The 14,345-nt window shown below is 55.2% G+C and carries 20 protein-coding genes and 1 tRNA gene; 4 read left to right on the top strand and 17 right to left on the bottom strand.

Features of this window, described 5'->3' with window-relative positions; translation table 11 throughout:
* Window positions 1-67 precede the first annotated feature (67 nt).
* Together GG681_RS12440 and GG681_RS12435 are read right to left on the bottom strand one after the other, a co-directional pair.
* Entirely contained in the window at window positions 68-292 is a 225-nt protein-coding gene (locus GG681_RS12440; RefSeq protein ID WP_235899930.1) for a DUF6552 family protein, read from the bottom strand.
* A gap of 15 nt (window positions 293-307) precedes the next feature.
* The gene (locus GG681_RS12435; RefSeq protein WP_153548357.1) at window positions 308-928 is read right to left on the bottom strand and encodes a 2OG-Fe(II) oxygenase family protein; all 621 of its coding nucleotides are present in this window, start codon (window positions 926-928) and stop codon (window positions 308-310) included.
* A 253-nt stretch (window positions 929-1,181) separates the two neighbouring features.
* On the opposite strand from GG681_RS12435, the gene GG681_RS12430 reads away from it, so the two are divergent.
* The 3 genes from GG681_RS12430 (at window position 1,182) to GG681_RS12420 (ending at window position 3,957) form a co-directional block, all read left to right on the top strand.
* Window positions 1,182-1,934 (top strand): DUF2189 domain-containing protein, encoded by a 753-nt coding sequence (locus GG681_RS12430; protein WP_235899946.1) that lies wholly within the window; start codon window positions 1,182-1,184, stop codon window positions 1,932-1,934.
* A gap of 60 nt (window positions 1,935-1,994) precedes the next feature.
* Window positions 1,995-2,555, top strand: coding sequence for a P-loop NTPase family protein (locus tag GG681_RS12425; RefSeq protein ID WP_153548355.1), 561 nt, complete (start codon window positions 1,995-1,997; stop codon window positions 2,553-2,555).
* Window positions 2,556-2,715: 160 nt separating this feature from the next.
* Window positions 2,716-3,957, top strand: coding sequence for a M10 family metallopeptidase C-terminal domain-containing protein (locus tag GG681_RS12420; protein WP_153548354.1), 1,242 nt, complete (start codon window positions 2,716-2,718; stop codon window positions 3,955-3,957).
* Window positions 3,958-4,106: 149 nt separating this feature from the next.
* Here the strand turns inward: GG681_RS12420 and rplP are convergent, their stop codons facing one another.
* The 13 genes from rplP to GG681_RS12355 all read right to left on the bottom strand — a co-directional run bounded on the left by rplP (window position 4,107) and on the right by GG681_RS12355 (window position 12,270).
* A complete protein-coding gene (rplP, locus tag GG681_RS12415) occupies window positions 4,107-4,520 on the bottom strand; it encodes a 50S ribosomal protein L16 (RefSeq protein ID WP_153548353.1) in 414 nt (137 codons plus the stop codon).
* An 11-nt stretch (window positions 4,521-4,531) separates the two neighbouring features.
* A complete protein-coding gene (gene rpsC / locus GG681_RS12410; protein ID WP_153548352.1) occupies window positions 4,532-5,251 on the bottom strand; it encodes a 30S ribosomal protein S3 in 720 nt (239 codons plus the stop codon).
* The gene (gene rplV / locus GG681_RS12405; RefSeq protein WP_153548351.1) at window positions 5,251-5,631 is read right to left on the bottom strand and encodes a 50S ribosomal protein L22; all 381 of its coding nucleotides are present in this window, start codon (window positions 5,629-5,631) and stop codon (window positions 5,251-5,253) included. Before rplV ends, rpsC begins: the two co-directional genes overlap by 1 nt.
* A 3-nt stretch (window positions 5,632-5,634) precedes the next feature.
* A complete protein-coding gene (rpsS, locus tag GG681_RS12400) occupies window positions 5,635-5,913 on the bottom strand; it encodes a 30S ribosomal protein S19 (protein WP_106609258.1) in 279 nt (92 codons plus the stop codon).
* A gap of 3 nt (window positions 5,914-5,916) precedes the next feature.
* Window positions 5,917-6,759, bottom strand: coding sequence for a 50S ribosomal protein L2 (rplB, locus tag GG681_RS12395; protein WP_153548350.1), 843 nt, complete (start codon window positions 6,757-6,759; stop codon window positions 5,917-5,919).
* A 230-nt stretch (window positions 6,760-6,989) separates the two neighbouring features.
* Entirely contained in the window at window positions 6,990-7,931 is a 942-nt protein-coding gene (locus GG681_RS12390) for a hypothetical protein (RefSeq protein ID WP_153548349.1), read from the bottom strand.
* Between the two features lie 397 nt (window positions 7,932-8,328).
* On the bottom strand, window positions 8,329-9,135 hold the full coding sequence (locus GG681_RS12385) for an alpha/beta hydrolase (RefSeq protein WP_153548348.1): 807 nt from the start codon (window positions 9,133-9,135) through the stop codon (window positions 8,329-8,331).
* Between the two features lie 123 nt (window positions 9,136-9,258).
* Window positions 9,259-9,465 (bottom strand): cold-shock protein, encoded by a 207-nt coding sequence (locus tag GG681_RS12380; RefSeq protein WP_153548347.1) that lies wholly within the window; start codon window positions 9,463-9,465, stop codon window positions 9,259-9,261.
* A 256-nt stretch (window positions 9,466-9,721) separates the two neighbouring features.
* On the bottom strand, window positions 9,722-10,018 hold the full coding sequence (locus GG681_RS12375) for a 50S ribosomal protein L23 (protein WP_153548346.1): 297 nt from the start codon (window positions 10,016-10,018) through the stop codon (window positions 9,722-9,724).
* The gene (gene rplD / locus GG681_RS12370; protein ID WP_153548345.1) at window positions 10,015-10,632 is read right to left on the bottom strand and encodes a 50S ribosomal protein L4; all 618 of its coding nucleotides are present in this window, start codon (window positions 10,630-10,632) and stop codon (window positions 10,015-10,017) included. The genes GG681_RS12375 and rplD overlap by 4 nt, the downstream gene beginning before the upstream one ends.
* A complete protein-coding gene (gene rplC, locus GG681_RS12365; RefSeq protein ID WP_153548344.1) occupies window positions 10,629-11,333 on the bottom strand; it encodes a 50S ribosomal protein L3 in 705 nt (234 codons plus the stop codon). Before rplC ends, rplD begins: the two co-directional genes overlap by 4 nt.
* Window positions 11,334-11,351: 18 nt before the next feature.
* The gene (gene rpsJ / locus GG681_RS12360) at window positions 11,352-11,666 is read right to left on the bottom strand and encodes a 30S ribosomal protein S10 (RefSeq protein WP_008207555.1); all 315 of its coding nucleotides are present in this window, start codon (window positions 11,664-11,666) and stop codon (window positions 11,352-11,354) included.
* 528 nt (window positions 11,667-12,194) lie between these two features.
* Window positions 12,195-12,270, bottom strand: a tRNA-Trp gene (locus tag GG681_RS12355).
* Between the two features lie 133 nt (window positions 12,271-12,403).
* Here GG681_RS12355 and GG681_RS12350 point away from each other — a divergent pair.
* A complete protein-coding gene (locus GG681_RS12350; protein WP_328593377.1) occupies window positions 12,404-13,090 on the top strand; it encodes a lysophospholipid acyltransferase family protein in 687 nt (228 codons plus the stop codon).
* A gap of 118 nt (window positions 13,091-13,208) precedes the next feature.
* On the opposite strand, the gene GG681_RS12345 is transcribed toward GG681_RS12350, so the two are convergent.
* Together GG681_RS12345 and GG681_RS12340 are read right to left on the bottom strand one after the other, a co-directional pair.
* Window positions 13,209-13,580: a hypothetical protein gene (locus tag GG681_RS12345; RefSeq protein WP_153548342.1), complete on the bottom strand. Its 372-nt coding sequence runs from the start codon at window positions 13,578-13,580 to the stop codon at window positions 13,209-13,211.
* A gap of 28 nt (window positions 13,581-13,608) precedes the next feature.
* Entirely contained in the window at window positions 13,609-14,124 is a 516-nt protein-coding gene (locus GG681_RS12340; protein WP_194287176.1) for an ImmA/IrrE family metallo-endopeptidase, read from the bottom strand.
* Between the last annotated feature and the right edge of the window lie 221 nt (window positions 14,125-14,345).

Below are 14,345 nucleotides of genomic sequence, written 5' to 3'. Positions count from 1 at the left end.
CACAGGTGAGATACAGAAAAGCCCCGCATTCGCGGGGCTTTTTTATTGTTGCTGCAAAGGGTCTAAATCAGGCCGCGTTCAGATAGCCGACAGACAGGGAAATCAGCGCGCCCACATGCACCACCATAATGGCGCGATCCTTCCACATCACCCCAACGGCAAACCACAAAAAGATGCCGCCAAAGAAAAAGAAGATATTCCACGGCACCATATTCAGCCCGGTCAGACCATAGCCAATCAGCTGCACAACGGTGGCGAACCACTTCACCACATCCACCGGTTTCATCGTCATATCAGTGTCTCGCGTTTACGCCCAGGCGTAGTTGAAGCTGACCGAGATTCGTTCTTCTTCGGCCATATTGAGCGGCACCTCATGGCGGATGAAGCTTTCCCAGAGCAAAAGCTCCCCCACTTTGGGGGCCTGATAGACAAAGGTGCGCAATTCCTGGCGTGCGTCCTTGTTACGCGGCGGATGCGCCATCATCATCGCAGAGCGCGGATCTTCCAGTTTCAGCGCAGAGGCCCCATCGGGCATCGACACATAGGTGGTGCCGGAAATCACCGAATGGGGGTGAATGTGGCTGGCGTGGGTGCCGCCTTCGGGCAGGATATTGATCCAGAGATCTTCCAGCTTAAGCTCGCGCCCATCGAGGTTGAGCTCAAGATCTTTGGCAAAAGCCGCCACATGCGCATCCAGGCTTTTGACCAGATCGGCAAAGATCGGAAAGCGCCAGGGCAGATCGGTCAGTGACGCGTAGGACGTGTAGCCGGGGTAGCCGTTTTCTTCGCACCAATCCTGGCCGGCCTCATCATCTTCGGCGATGACAAGGCAAGAGTTTTCCATCTCATCCGGGTCGATCTTGGGACCGTGCTCGGAGAGATTTGCGCGATAAAGACGGGTAACAAAGAGGGAATCAATCTGGGCCATAACCCCTCTTAGCCTAAGCCCTCCACCGTGGCGAGAGGCGTAAAATCATATGCGTGCCATGCATAAATTTGCTCTCCACCGTCGACAGATCGCTTTTCCGTGATAAGCTTGAAGCCAGGAAACGCGCGCTGGTTCTTTTGGAGGAGGAGGGCAAGCGATGCAGGAAGCATCTAATACGGCTGCTTTGGACCCAAGATCACACTCTGCAGAACACACTGCAGGGCAAGGCGAGCCGCCGCTTGGCGTGCCCGAAATGGGCGACGTGGGCTTTCATACCCTGCGTGAGGCGCTGCGGCGTGGCTGGCGCGATATGCGGCGCGCGCCGCTGTTTGCGATAGCCATTGCCGGGATCTATGTGGTGCTGGGCTGGGCCATGTTCTGGATTACCGAGGCCACGGGCCAAACCTATTGGCTGGTGCTGGCGGCGGTGGGGTTTCCGCTGTTTTCACCTTTTGCTGCCGTTGCCTTTTATGATGTGAGCCGTCGTTTTGCCCGCGGGGCGCCAATGGATATGGGCAAGACCCTCACCGTGGTGCTGCGCCAGTCCAAACGGCAGCTGCCATCGATCTGCGCCATTATTGTGGTGATGTTCCTGTTCTGGTTTTTTGTTGCGCATATGATCTTTGCGCTGTTTCTCGGCCATTCCGCGATGACCAATGTGTCCTCATCGCTGGAAATCTACACCACGGCACAGGGGCTGAAGATGCTGGGCGTTGGCACCCTGGTCGGCGCGGGGTTTGCGCTGCTGCTCTATATGATCACGGTGTTGGCATTGCCGCTGCTGCTGGATCGGGAGATCGATTTTGTCACTGCCATGATCACCAGCTTTTCCTATGTGCAGCAACATCCGATGGTGATGCTGCCCTGGGCCGCGTTTATTGCGGGCGTCACTTTCTTGTCGATGCTGCCCGGCTTCTTTGGGCTGTTGCTGACATTGCCCCTGCTCGGCCATGCCACTTGGCATCTTTATGACATGCTGGCCTATGGCGACGCGGAGCGCGGCTAGCGTCCCCTTGGCAAGGCGGGTAAAATCACGCACAAGTCTCTTATTTGTGAGGCTTGTGCCATGCCCAATTACATCTCCATTTTAGACGCCAGCCGCCATTTAAAGACCGCCAAACGGGTCACCGTTGTGGGCACCTCAGCGGGTGGGAAATCCACCCTCTCAGCCAAGATCGAGGCGCGGCTTGGCCTGCCCCATGTGCCCTATGATCGCGACCTGTGCTGGCTGCCGGGCTGGCAGTTGCGCGACAAGGCAGAACGCGCAGACCTTTTGGCCAAATTCACCGCGCAAGAGCGCTGGGTGATGGATGGCACCCAGATTTCAAGCTTTCCGACCCGCCTGCCCCGCAGTGACCTGCTGATCTGGATGCGCCCACATCGGCTGCAGGCGATGTGGCAGCTCAGCCGTCGTGTTCTTCGCAACTACGGCCAAGTGCGCCCGGACATGGCCCAAGGCTGCCCCGAACAACTGCCCGACCGCGCGTTTTTATCCTACATCTGGAACTTTGAACGCGATCAATCCCCACGCATTATCGCAGGCATTGACCGGTTTGGTGCGGATCTGCCGGTCTGCGTTCTGCGCGGCAACCGCGACAGCGCCCGCCTGCTTGCGGGGCTTGAATGACCCTTCGTAAAGCCAGCAGAATTCACATTCCCACACTGCCATGTGAAAGCGCGTCAGTGCGAAATTAAGAGATTTTTAACCTTTGGATCCTGTATGATAGCGGCGTTACCTCTTTGATTTTTAACTGTTAATTCCCAAAAATCTAGAACAGGATTCTCCCATGACCACAACGCTTGTTGGTACCGCCTACCGCATCGATGGTATCGCACTTGGTGCAGGTGACGTAATTGCTGCGGGCAGCAACCTCACCGCTGTTGAGCTGCGCACCGTTGACCCAGATAACAATGACTTTCAGGTCACCCCACGTTCCGTGATCTTTGAAGGTACCGTGAACGAAACCGTGCTGCGCCAAGCTGAAGCGATCGATTTCTTTGCCGATGGTGTGCAGATCGCCTCTGAATCGCCTGCCTTTGAATTTGTCTCGCTCAACACCGATGCGGGCACTGTCTTTGGCATCACCTTCTCTGCAGGTGGTGACACCTATTTCCTGCCGCGCAATGATTTTGCTGTTGATGGCATCAGCCAGGTCACCGGCGATTCACAGATCCGCTCCAATAACGTTGCCTTCGACCAGCTCGATTTTGGCCTGCTGCCCGAAGGTGCAACCGCCTTTGAAGGTCGCGTGTTTGGCAATGGTGCCATTGATGCGCCGGGCCTTGGTTCTGTGCGCACTGTGATTGATACCGATTCCATCGCGCTGAACCCGGAAAACAGCACCGAAATCGACGCGTTCAACGCCTCTGTTCTGGTCACCGTTGAATTTGCTGATGGCAGCAGCCTCAGCGGCGTGCGCGCCCTGCAGCTTGGCCAGATCGAGTTTGTGAACAACCAAAACATCGACAGCCGCGCCTTTGCGCTGGATGTGGCCGACCTCAACGCGTCCGGTCAGAGCCTCGACACCGTTGTGAACGCTGAGTTTGAAAGCTTTGCCAACCACACGCTGTCTTATGCTGACATCGGCTTTGCGCCGCGCGGCACCACAGTTGTGGATGACACCCCAACCCCGACACCAGAGCCCACACCAGAACCCACCCCCGAAGTTGAAACCATCGTGATTGAAGGTGGCAACGACCGTGATCGCCTGTATGGCACCGACGCGGATGAAGTGCTGATCGGTGGCGCAGGCAATGACCACCTGAAAGGTGGCAACGGCGCGGATACCTTTGTGTTTGGTGCAGAAAGCTCCAACGGTGCGCGTGAGCGCGATGTCATTACAGACTTTGACGCGAGCGAAGATGTAATCGTACTGGAAGAAGGCACCATCGTGCGCCGCGCCTATGAACGCAACGGCGATCTGCACATCCAGCTGGATGGCGGCGACCGCGATCGCATCATCGTGCGTGACAATGACAAAGATGCGCTCGACAGCATCGTGTTCACAAACGACGATTTCCTGGTCTAACCCCCGCCGGGATTAAGACTGATCCAATCTGAGTAAACGACCTGCCCCACACGTTGGGGCAGGTTTTTTGTTGCACCAGCCCCACCCATAGAAAAACCCCCGCCAGTTGCCTGACGGGGGTTCTTTTGGTCCCGAAGGGAGGCAAAGACTTACCAGTCTTCGCGCACCACAACGCGGGTTTTGATCGGCAGTTTCATCGCTGCAAGGCGCAGGGCCTCACGGGCGATGTCTTCTGCAACACCGTCGATTTCAAACATCACGCGGCCAGGTTTAACCTTGCACGCCCAATAGTCGACGGAACCTTTACCTTTACCCATACGAACTTCGGTTGGCTTTGAGGTAACCGGAGTGTCAGGGAAGATACGGATCCACACACGACCTTGACGTTTCATGTGACGGGTCATTGCACGACGTGCAGCTTCGATCTGACGTGCAGTTACACGCTCAGGCTCAAGAGCCTTCAGACCGAATGTGCCGAAGTTCAGATCGGAGCCGCCTTTTGCCAGACCGGAAATCCGGCCTTTGTGCATTTTGCGGAATTTAGTACGCTTTGGCTGAAGCATTCATCTTCTCCTTAGCGGTCGCCGCGACGGTTACCACCTGCACCGCGAGGTGCCGGGCCGTCTTGGACTTCTTGGGATTTGCGATCACGCGCCTGCGGATCGTGCTCCATGATTTCGCCTTTGAAGATCCATGTCTTGATCCCGATGATACCATAGGGGGTCATGGCTTCAGAGTGTGCGTAATCGATGTCAGCACGCAGAGTGTGCAGGGGCACGCGGCCTTCACGGTACCATTCGGTACGCGCAATTTCAGCACCGCCCAGACGACCCGCAACGTTCACCCGGATACCCAGGGCGCCCATGCGCATAGCGTTCTGAACCGCACGCTTCATGGCGCGACGGAAGGACACACGACGTTCCAGCTGCTGAGCGATGGACTCGCCAACCAGCTGTGCGTCGAGCTCGGGCTTGCGAACTTCAACGATGTTGAGGTGCAGCTCGGAGTCGGTCATTGCGGCAAGTTTCTTGCGCAGAACTTCAATGTCTGCACCTTTCTTGCCGATGATGACGCCAGGACGTGCAGTGTGGATTGTCACGCGGCACTTTTTGTGCGGACGCTCAATGATCACACGTGCAACACCAGCTTGTTTGCACTCAACTTTGATGAAGTCACGGATGCGGATGTCTTCGAGCAGAAGATCACCGTAATCCTTAGTATCGGCGTACCAGCGGCTGTCCCAGGTGCGGTTGACCTGGAGGCGCATGCCGATCGGATTGACTTTATGTCCCATTAGGCTTGCTCCTCAACTTGACGCACCGTGATGGTGAGCTCCGAGAACGGCTTTAGGATTTTACCGTAACGACCACGAGCACGTGGGCGACCACGCTTCATGACCAGGTTTTTACCCACATAGGCCTCGGCAACGATCAGCTCGTCGACGTCCAGGTTGTGGTTGTTCTCAGCATTCGCAATCGCGGACTGAAGGCATTTCTTCACGTCCTGTGCGACCCGTTTGTTGGAGAAAGTCAGGTCGGTCAGAGCCTTCTCAACTTTCTTGCCACGGATCATTGCGGCAACCAGGTTCAGCTTCTGCGGCGAGGTCCGGAGCATGCGCACTTTGGCCATTGCTTCGTTGTCTGCCACGCGGCGGGGATTTTTTTCCTTACCCATGACTTACTTCCGCTTCGCTTTTTTGTCCGCAGCGTGACCGTAATAGGTCCGAGTCGGGGAGTATTCACCGAACTTCTGACCAATCATGTCTTCTGAGACGTTGACTGGGATATGTTTTTTACCGTTGTAAACACCAAAGGTCAGACCCACGAACTGGGGCAGGATGGTGGAACGGCGCGACCAGATTTTGATCACTTCATTGCGGCCCGATTCACGTGCTGCTTCGGCCTTTTTAAGGACGTAAGCATCAACAAAAGGACCCTTCCAAACAGAGCGAGACATAGATTAACGCCCTTTCTTCTTGGCGTGGCGCGAGCGAATGATGAGCTTTTGCGACGCTTTGTTTTTGTTACGGGTACGCTTACCTTTGGTGTCCTTACCCCAGGGTGTAACCGGAGTACGACCACCGGAGGTGCGGCCTTCACCACCACCGTGCGGGTGGTCGATCGGGTTCATCGCAACACCACGAACGCTCGGACGCTTGCCTTTGTGGCGCATACGACCGGCTTTACCGTAGTCCTGGTTGGAGTTGTCGGGGTTGGAAACCGCACCAACGGTTGCCATGCATTCCTGACGCACCATACGCAGTTCACCAGAGCTCAGACGGATCTGAGCATAACCACCGTCACGACCTACAAACTGTGCGTAGGTACCGGCTGCACGGGCGATCTGGCCGCCTTTGCCCGGTTTCATTTCGATGTTGTGAACAATGGTACCGATCGGCATGCCCGAGAACGGCATTGCGTTGCCCGGCTTGATGTCGGCCTTGCTGGAGGCGATGACCTTGTCACCCACGGCCAGACGCTGCGGCGCCAGGATGTAGGCTTGCTCACCGTCGTCGTACTTTACCAGAGCGATAAAGGCGGTACGGTTAGGGTCATATTCGATGCGCTCAACAGTGGCGGCAACATCAAACTTATTCCGTTTGAAGTCAACGATCCGGTAGAGACGCTTTGCGCCACCGCCGCGGCGGCGAGAAGTGATCCGTCCGGTGTTGTTCCGGCCGCCCGATTTGGTCAAACCCTCAGTGAGAGACTTGACCGGACGCCCTTTCCAAAGCTCCGAACGGTCGATCAGAACCAGCCCACGCTGGCCCGGCGTAGTCGGTTTATACGACTTAAGTGCCATGCTTTCTGTCTTCCGTTTAGCGTGCGATACCCGAGGAAGAAATGGGATACCGCTATGTGAAAGCCCCCTGCCTTGCTGCGCCTATTTGCGTGACGCGACCGGTTCAGGTGACCAGAGTTCTAGGGCCCCGAAGGTCCCCACTTGCAAATATCAGAGGCCCCGGAACGAATCCGAGGCCACACGATGGATGGGCTTTAGCAGGGTTGGAGGGAGGTGGCAATGGCACTCGTCTACTTTGCCTTGGCTGTCACTCTATTACGCTTCCTCAATCGCCGTTTATCCAACTTGGTAGCCAACCGACCAACAATATTCACATATAACCAAGAGTGCCGTTTCGCCACTTTCCGCTCACCCGTAGGCAAGAAGTTCGAGGATTCTTTTTTCGCCTGGACGTCAATAACCTCAACCCTATCGAACTGCAGGCCATCTCTCAGAATAGCATCTTCGAAGACCGCTTTAACCTTCTCAGCCGCTTCCAAAGACTCATTGGTCCCCCCAAGGTCCCTGTACCATTTAAACTTTGCTTCCCCAGGGTACAGAGGGAGTACTTGCTTCTTTTCCGTTCCGTCATAGAGGTTCACGAGGTACAGGACATTTCCGCCAAAGCCTCTGCCATCAAAGAGCGCCCGCCGAGCTTCGAACGTCACATTCATGTAGTTACTGAACCACGCATGCACTGGGTTCCACAAAGGAATTGGCCTTTTAACAACAAGTCGGCCGTCTGACGTTGACAACATTAATCGGTTCTTTTGGTAACGATCATCTATTAGACCGTTTAAGTCGAACTTTTTCATGTTGAAACTATAGAAATCGACGGGATCGTAGGTCCGTTTAATGACTTCAAACGGCTTTATTATCGTTGGATCGTCTTCGAAGGATTCGAGTTTTATCGTGAAATTGGGCGACAGCTTGAGATATATCGCGAAAACAACAACCGCTCGATCTTTCAAGTTCTCCAAGATAACCTCGTTAACGTACTTGTCTTCAGTAGCGATACTACCTGAAGTCAGCCTGTAGTTCCCACGAATGAACGCACCTTTCTTCTGCCAATAAGTTCTCGCGCTGAAATATACGGCAACAACAGAAAGTAAGAGTGCAACAAAAGCTGCCAAAGTAGACAACGCTTGTAACCAAGCCAATTCTTGATCAGTAAACTGGTACGAAAAGTTCATCAGTGCTCCATGGTAGTCTCCACCTAAAGTACTGGTGGAGCAGCATGCTTCACAACAATGCAAGCTAAATAAATTAAGTAACCCAAGTTCGATTGTTCAAGCGCCAGCGCCGTCCCGCGGGGTGGCGGTCTCAACGTGGCGTTTGGCAGTTTATCCCGGCCAAATCCGTAGAGCTTCTCCGACACCCCAATCCGCAGCCAAAAAGCGCCGCCCCATGGGGGCGGGACGGCGCTGGCGCGGCGGGCTCCGCCCTTGATTCCGCGCCGGTACTCCCATCTGTTATCTTAGCCCCCTAAACCCGCAGCGATCCCAGCGCGCGGCGGCGCATCAGGGGCTCGGATGTCACCGCTTTGAGCTGCACTGCCCACCGGACCAACTGAACTTTGCGTGATCCACCCTACGGCAGCCCAAGGCGCGCAAGCCATTGATCCACCGCCTGCGTATAGTCATTTTTCGCGCCAAGGCGCGCGTTTACCCCGCGATGGGCGTAGGGCACCGACAGTGCCTCAACCTGCGCATGGGCGCTGGCGAATTCAACCGCATAGGCGCAGGGAAAGCTGTATTTGGTCGAGCAGGCCACCAGCATCGGCGGGTCCTCAGGATCCATGAAATGCGCAGGTGACGCCCTTTGCCACAGCGCGCGGTCCTCGCCAAAGATCGCGGCAAGCCAACGTCGCGGTGGCCCGGCCATGCCCTGGGTCACATCAAGTGCTGCGGTATCCAGTGACACAATCGCCAGCGGTTTGGGCAGGCCTTTGGCGCGCAACAGATCCTGCTGCACCCCCAACAGCGACGCCACATGCGCGCCAGAGGAATGCCCCATCAGGATAATGCGATCAGGGTCGCCGCCCCAGCTTTTGGCGTTTTCCACCACATAGGCAAAGGCCGCGGCGAGATCGTCTACCTGCTCCAGCGGGTCGGCCTCAGGCAGCAGACGGGTTCCGGTAGAGACAAACACATAACCTTTGTTGGTGAAATGGCGTGATTTATTGAACCACACATTGGGCCAGCGCCTGCTGCCGCCGCTCCAGCCGCCGCCATGCAGCATCAAGATCACCGGCGCGTTTTCCGCGCCTTTTGGGGCGTAGACATCCATCCGCTGATTGCGGTGGGGCCCGTAGGCGTAGTCCTCAAACAAGGTGAGATAGGCCAGCCCCACAAGGCCAAGCACTGCAAGAGTGAGAATCAAAATAGGTTTCAGCATCGCCCTGCCCGGTTCTTTGATCACAGGAAACCTAAACCAAAACCGCAGATGCAAAACAAAAAAACCTCTGCAATTGCAGAGGTTTTCCCGAGACTAGCCCAAAGGCCAGCACCTGAACTTAGCTTATACCAGTTCCAGGTTGGTGGCGCTTTCGCGGCCGTCACGGCCTGCTTCCACGTCAAAGGTAACTTTCTGGTTGTCGGCCAGGCCGGTCAGGCCGGAGCGCTCAACAGCAGAGATGTGTACAAAGACGTCTTTGCCGCCCTCTTCAGGTGCGATAAAACCAAAACCTTTGGTGGAGTTGAACCATTTTACGGTGCCAGTAGCCATTCCGCATTTCCTTTTCATGTAGGGCTGCCCACACTATGTGGCAGCACGGCCGCGTCGAGGCAACATCGATACCTATCGCCGCAAGGCCAGAGAAGAGTCGAGAAACGAAAACGTAGCACGTGTCCAATGATGCCTCTTGGCCCTGAGGTCAACAAAAAACCTCATAAAAAGGGGATTTTACGCCCATATTTTCCATAAAAAAAAGCCCCCCACCACGAGGGTGAGGGGCTCTTTGAGAGCTTGAGAAGGCCAGTCTTTACAGACCGGTGGACACGTCGATTGTGTTGCCTTCTTCCAGGGTTACATAGGCTTTTTTCACGTCTTTACGCTTGCCCAGCTGGCCGCGGAAACGCTTAACCTTACCCTTGGTGATGGTGGTGTTAACCGCTTTGACCTTCACACCAAAGAGCGCTTCAACAGCTTCTTTGATCTGGGGTTTGGCCGAATCGATTGCCACTTCAAAAACCACAGCACCGTTTTCGGATGCGAGGGTGGATTTCTCGGTGATGATCGGCTTGCGGATCACGTCGTAGTGTTTTGCCTTGGCACTCATTTCAGGCGAGCCTCCAGTGCTTCGACACCTGCTTTAGTGATCACCAGGGTGTCACGCTTCAGGATGTCATAGACGTTTGCACCCATCGTTGGCAGGATATCCAGACCTTCGATGTTGCGCGATGCCTTCAGGAAGTCTTCGTTGACTGCTGCGCCATCGATGACCAGCGCGCGCTTCCAACCCAGGTTTTTCACCTGTTTGGCCAGTGCGGCTGTTTTGCCTGCAGAGGCTGCGTCTTCGATGATGACCAGTTCACCCGCTTTTGCTTTTGCGGACAGCGCGTGGCGCAGACCCAGCTTGCGGAACTTCTTGGGCAGGTCGTGGCCGTGCGAACGCGGTGTCGGACCTTTGTAGATACCACCCTTGCGGAAGATCGGCGCATTACGGTCACCGTGACGTGCGCCACCGGTGCCTTTTTGGCGATAGATCTTCTTGGTCGAGTAGCTGGTTTCCGAACGGGTCAGAACCTTGTGGGTCCCGGCCTGTGCGTTGTTGCGCTGCCAGCGAACCACACGGTGCAGAATGTCTGCGCGCGGCTCCAGACCAAACAGGTCTTCGGACAGCTCAATGTCGCCAGCTTTGGCACCGTCGAGTTTGATCACGTCAAGTTTCATGCTTCACCACCTTCCGCGGGAGCTTCCGCAGATTTAACAGCAGCTGGGAACGGCAGACCTTCAGGGGCCTTCTTTTTCACAGCGTCTTTGACGGTAACCCAGCCAGATTTTGGACCAGGTACAGCACCTTTGATGAAGACCAGGCCACGATCGGCGTCAGTTTTCACAACTTCAAGGTTCTGGGTGGTTACACGGGCTGCACCCATGTGACCGGCCATTTTCTTGCCTTTGAAAACTTTACCAGGATCCTGACACTGACCGGTTGAACCGTGCGAACGGTGTGAGATCGAAACACCGTGTGTCGCGCGAAGACCGCCAAAGTTGTGGCGCTTCATCGCACCAGCGAAACCTTTACCGATGGAGGTACCGGTTACGTCAACTTTTTGACCTGTCAGGAAGTGCTCTGCAGAGATTTCTGCACCCACTTCGATCAGGCCTTCAGCCGGAACGCGGAATTCAACCAGCTTACGCTTGGGTTCAACTTTGGAGGCGGCAAAATGGCCACGCATCGCTTGGGACACGCGCTTCACTTTTGCGGAACCTGCACCCAGCTGAACTGCAGTGTAGCCGTCTTTGTCTTCGGTACGTTGAGCAACAACCTGCAGACCATCCAGCGAAAGAACGGTTACAGGGATCTGCTTGCCGTCTTCCATGAACAAGCGGGTCATGCCCACTTTCTTTGCGATAATACCAGAGCGCATATAATCTACCCTCCGATCTTATGACTGCAGCTTGATTTCGACATCAACACCAGCGGCGAGGTCGAGCTTCATCAGCGCGTCCACGGTCTGGGGAGTCGGATCAACGATGTCGAGCATACGCTTGTGCGTACGGATCTCAAACTGATCGCGGGATTTCTTGTCAACGTGGGGACCACGCAGAACAGTGAATTTCTCGATCTTGTTCGGCAGCGGGATCGGGCCACGAACGGTGGCGCCGGTGCGCTTGGCAGTGTTGACGATCTCTTGCGTGCTGGCATCCAGTACGCGATAGTCAAATGCCTTCAGCCGGATACGGATGTTTTGGCTTTGCATTATAGTAATGCCTTTATCCAGGCGTTGGAGTTGAGAGGAGGGCATGTGACCATCACGAAACCCTCATCGAACCCAAAAGGCGGGAATCACCCCGCCTTTGCCCCGCAATACGGGATGGCGCTCTTTACGCCTGAAACACCTATATGGCAAGGGGGTTTCGCAGCGAAACGCGTTGCGTAGAGGGCGTGCGGTGGCTGCGGCTCCCGTTTACCATTTCGAGGATTTTCTCAACCACGCCGACAACGACTCCCGCGCGGCGCAGATCTCCTACTCACGACTACGATTGAGCCCCGACATCGGAAGACGGGCCAACATAGGGGCGGCGCTATTTCACCGAGATCCAACCAACACCCACATGCGCATCACAGTCAGCACCATAGGCAACAAGGCCGAGGCAGGTTACCCGACCCGCTTTAAACTTCACGTATTAAGTGCGCGGCGACTTATACGCGCAATATATCTGCCAAACCGCAACCTGATATCACAGCAGATACACGATAGAGCTTTGCGGTTTTAATATGAGGAAAATGGCAGGGGCATCAGGGTTCGAACCCGAGACCTACGGTTTTGGAGACCGTCGCTCTACCAACTGAGCTATACCCCTACGGTGACGGTGTTCCTAAGCCACTGCTGCGAGCGTGGCAAGAGGGAAAACGCCAGAAATATGCAACAAAGGCGCGCAAGGCTGGCGGGCGCGCGGGCTTCGGTCTATGACAGGGGAAAAAGGATGCCCGCACGTGAGCCTGCGCAAGAAAATCGCCGACAGCCCCCGGTTCAATCGCACCGTTGAGGGCTTCTTTGCCGCCTATGTTCGATTCGCCTTTCGCACCTCGCGCTGGGAGCGCACGGGCTTTGAGGCGATGGATGACTGTGTGCGCAACGGCGAGCCAGTGATCTTTGTGCTCTGGCATCAGCGTTTGATCATGGCACCCTATCTGTTTGATACCTCATTGGGGCGGATTTGCGCGCTGACCTCATCGGCGCGGGCTGGGCGGCTGGCCGGGCAGATCCTGGTGCGACTGGGGTTTGAAACCATCCCGATGAGCAGCCACCGCCGCCATGTGGCGCTGTCACGCGAAGTGCTGCGGCGCACCAAGGATGGTTGTTCCATCGGCATTGCTGCAGATGGGCCGCGCGGTCCTGCGCGCCAGTCATCGACCGTGCCGATCGTCTGGGCGCGGATGACGGGTTGTCGGGTATTCACGGTTGCTTTTGCCGAGCGCCGGGTGCTGAAACTGCCGACCTGGGACAAGCAGATGCTGCCCCTGCCCTTTTCGCGCGGCACATTGATCTGTGAGGAATGGACCCAAGAGGTGCCCAAGAAACCTACAGAGGCTGAGATGGCCGCGCTGCAAACCGCCCTGTCTGAAGCGCTGGATGGGATCACCGAAAAAGCCGACCGCGCGGCGGGGCGGCGGGTTTAAGGTACCAGATCAATCCGGAACAAAGGGCGACTCGCAACTATTTGCCTCATGCACTCTACCAGAGGTGGTTTCGCAGCGAAACGCGTTGCGCGGCGAGCGTGCGGTGGATACAGGTTTGTTATTTTTTTGAATCGCTAAACAGGAAACGTACAGCGACGTAGCCCATTCCGACTACTTGTAAGAAAGTCTCTACTGTCACAGCAGTTATAAACCACTCATACTCCAAAAAATTCAGCCACCCCGCACCAACGAATACCGCAAGACACCCGTTGAAGAAGATAAGCGCACTAATCCAAGCGATTATCCATGACGACCAAGTTTTTCTTAGGTCAAAAAACTCCCTAAGCCCCTGAACTCGCACGGCTGCCTCAACTGCCTCCGCACGCCTCTCGAGTTCCTTTGCTTCCACCTGCCCAGCAACGAGAGCCTCGTCTTTCTTGGACAAGGAGGGCTCAACATTGGATATCCCAATGGCTTCGGCAGAAAACAATCGCTAAGATCCTATACTTTTTTGACTTTTAGGACTTTGCCAACCAAGGGTTACGGTGCAGTGTGGACAACCTATTTTCGATAACATCCTCAGATACCGCAAACATACGCGCCAGTTCGCCGATATCAGCGACATCTCGATATTTTTCGAGCAAATCTAAAGGCACTAAGAAATTTGCCGCAAATTGATCAGCCTCGACCTCTTCAATAGGCTTCTCGCCTTCGTGATTATTCGAGCGATACACCGGTTGGTAATTCTGAGATTCAATATAGTCTTGGTGCATCAAAGCATGCCCTAGCTCATGAGCAATTGTGAACACCATGCGTCCAGCGCTAATTTCACGGTTAACAACGATCTTGTCTTCCGCTTTATGGTAGAAGCCAGATATTTCTTTATCATGAGGAGCATCAAAAGAGGCGTAAACTACTTCGATTCCATTGCTTTCAGCTACAGCTTCAGGATCATAAGGAGGGAACCTAGGCAGTTCGGCTCTTGCGCGTTTTGCCTCTCTGGATGCTCTTTTAAAGTTCGGAGTACGGGTCATAAAAAACCTCCCAAACATCATTATAGCAGACGATACATATGATAGGCGCGAGCACTATGTCAAGTGTGAGGTAGAGTCAACATTTTAGAGCCACTAAATCGGCAATCCAAAAAGGGCGTCCCAAAGGGACGCCCTTTCCGTAGCCATATCAACGAGTGATTACTCAGTGATTTTGGACACAACGCCCGCGCCAACGGTGCGGCCGCCTTCGCGGATCGCAA

It is taken from the genome of Tritonibacter aquimaris (genome assembly GCF_009617595.1).
Classification (GTDB): domain Bacteria; phylum Pseudomonadota; class Alphaproteobacteria; order Rhodobacterales; family Rhodobacteraceae; genus Epibacterium; species Epibacterium aquimaris.
This window is presented reverse-complemented; position numbering and strand designations above follow the sequence as displayed.

Coding starts and splice junctions, on each gene's coding strand:
- GG681_RS12440 (WP_235899930.1), bottom strand. CDS start 292: ATGACGATGAAACCGGTGGATGTGGTGAAGTGGTTCGCCACCGTTGTG.
- GG681_RS12435 (WP_153548357.1), bottom strand. CDS start 928: ATGGCCCAGATTGATTCCCTCTTTGTTACCCGTCTTTATCGCGCAAAT.
- GG681_RS12430 (WP_235899946.1), top strand. CDS start 1,182: ATGGGCGACGTGGGCTTTCATACCCTGCGTGAGGCGCTGCGGCGTGGC.
- GG681_RS12425 (WP_153548355.1), top strand. CDS start 1,995: ATGCCCAATTACATCTCCATTTTAGACGCCAGCCGCCATTTAAAGACC.
- GG681_RS12420 (WP_153548354.1), top strand. CDS start 2,716: ATGACCACAACGCTTGTTGGTACCGCCTACCGCATCGATGGTATCGCA.
- rplP (WP_153548353.1), bottom strand. CDS start 4,520: ATGCTTCAGCCAAAGCGTACTAAATTCCGCAAAATGCACAAAGGCCGG.
- rpsC (WP_153548352.1), bottom strand. CDS start 5,251: ATGGGACATAAAGTCAATCCGATCGGCATGCGCCTCCAGGTCAACCGC.
- rplV (WP_153548351.1), bottom strand. CDS start 5,631: ATGGGTAAGGAAAAAAATCCCCGCCGCGTGGCAGACAACGAAGCAATG.
- rpsS (WP_106609258.1), bottom strand. CDS start 5,913: ATGTCTCGCTCTGTTTGGAAGGGTCCTTTTGTTGATGCTTACGTCCTT.
- rplB (WP_153548350.1), bottom strand. CDS start 6,759: ATGGCACTTAAGTCGTATAAACCGACTACGCCGGGCCAGCGTGGGCTG.
- GG681_RS12390 (WP_153548349.1), bottom strand. CDS start 7,931: ATGAACTTTTCGTACCAGTTTACTGATCAAGAATTGGCTTGGTTACAA.
- GG681_RS12385 (WP_153548348.1), bottom strand. CDS start 9,135: ATGCTGAAACCTATTTTGATTCTCACTCTTGCAGTGCTTGGCCTTGTG.
- GG681_RS12380 (WP_153548347.1), bottom strand. CDS start 9,465: ATGGCTACTGGCACCGTAAAATGGTTCAACTCCACCAAAGGTTTTGGT.
- GG681_RS12375 (WP_153548346.1), bottom strand. CDS start 10,018: ATGAGTGCCAAGGCAAAACACTACGACGTGATCCGCAAGCCGATCATC.
- rplD (WP_153548345.1), bottom strand. CDS start 10,632: ATGAAACTTGACGTGATCAAACTCGACGGTGCCAAAGCTGGCGACATT.
- rplC (WP_153548344.1), bottom strand. CDS start 11,333: ATGCGCTCTGGTATTATCGCAAAGAAAGTGGGCATGACCCGCTTGTTC.
- rpsJ (WP_008207555.1), bottom strand. CDS start 11,666: ATGCAAAGCCAAAACATCCGTATCCGGCTGAAGGCATTTGACTATCGC.
- GG681_RS12340 (WP_194287176.1), bottom strand. CDS start 14,124: ATGACCCGTACTCCGAACTTTAAAAGAGCATCCAGAGAGGCAAAACGC.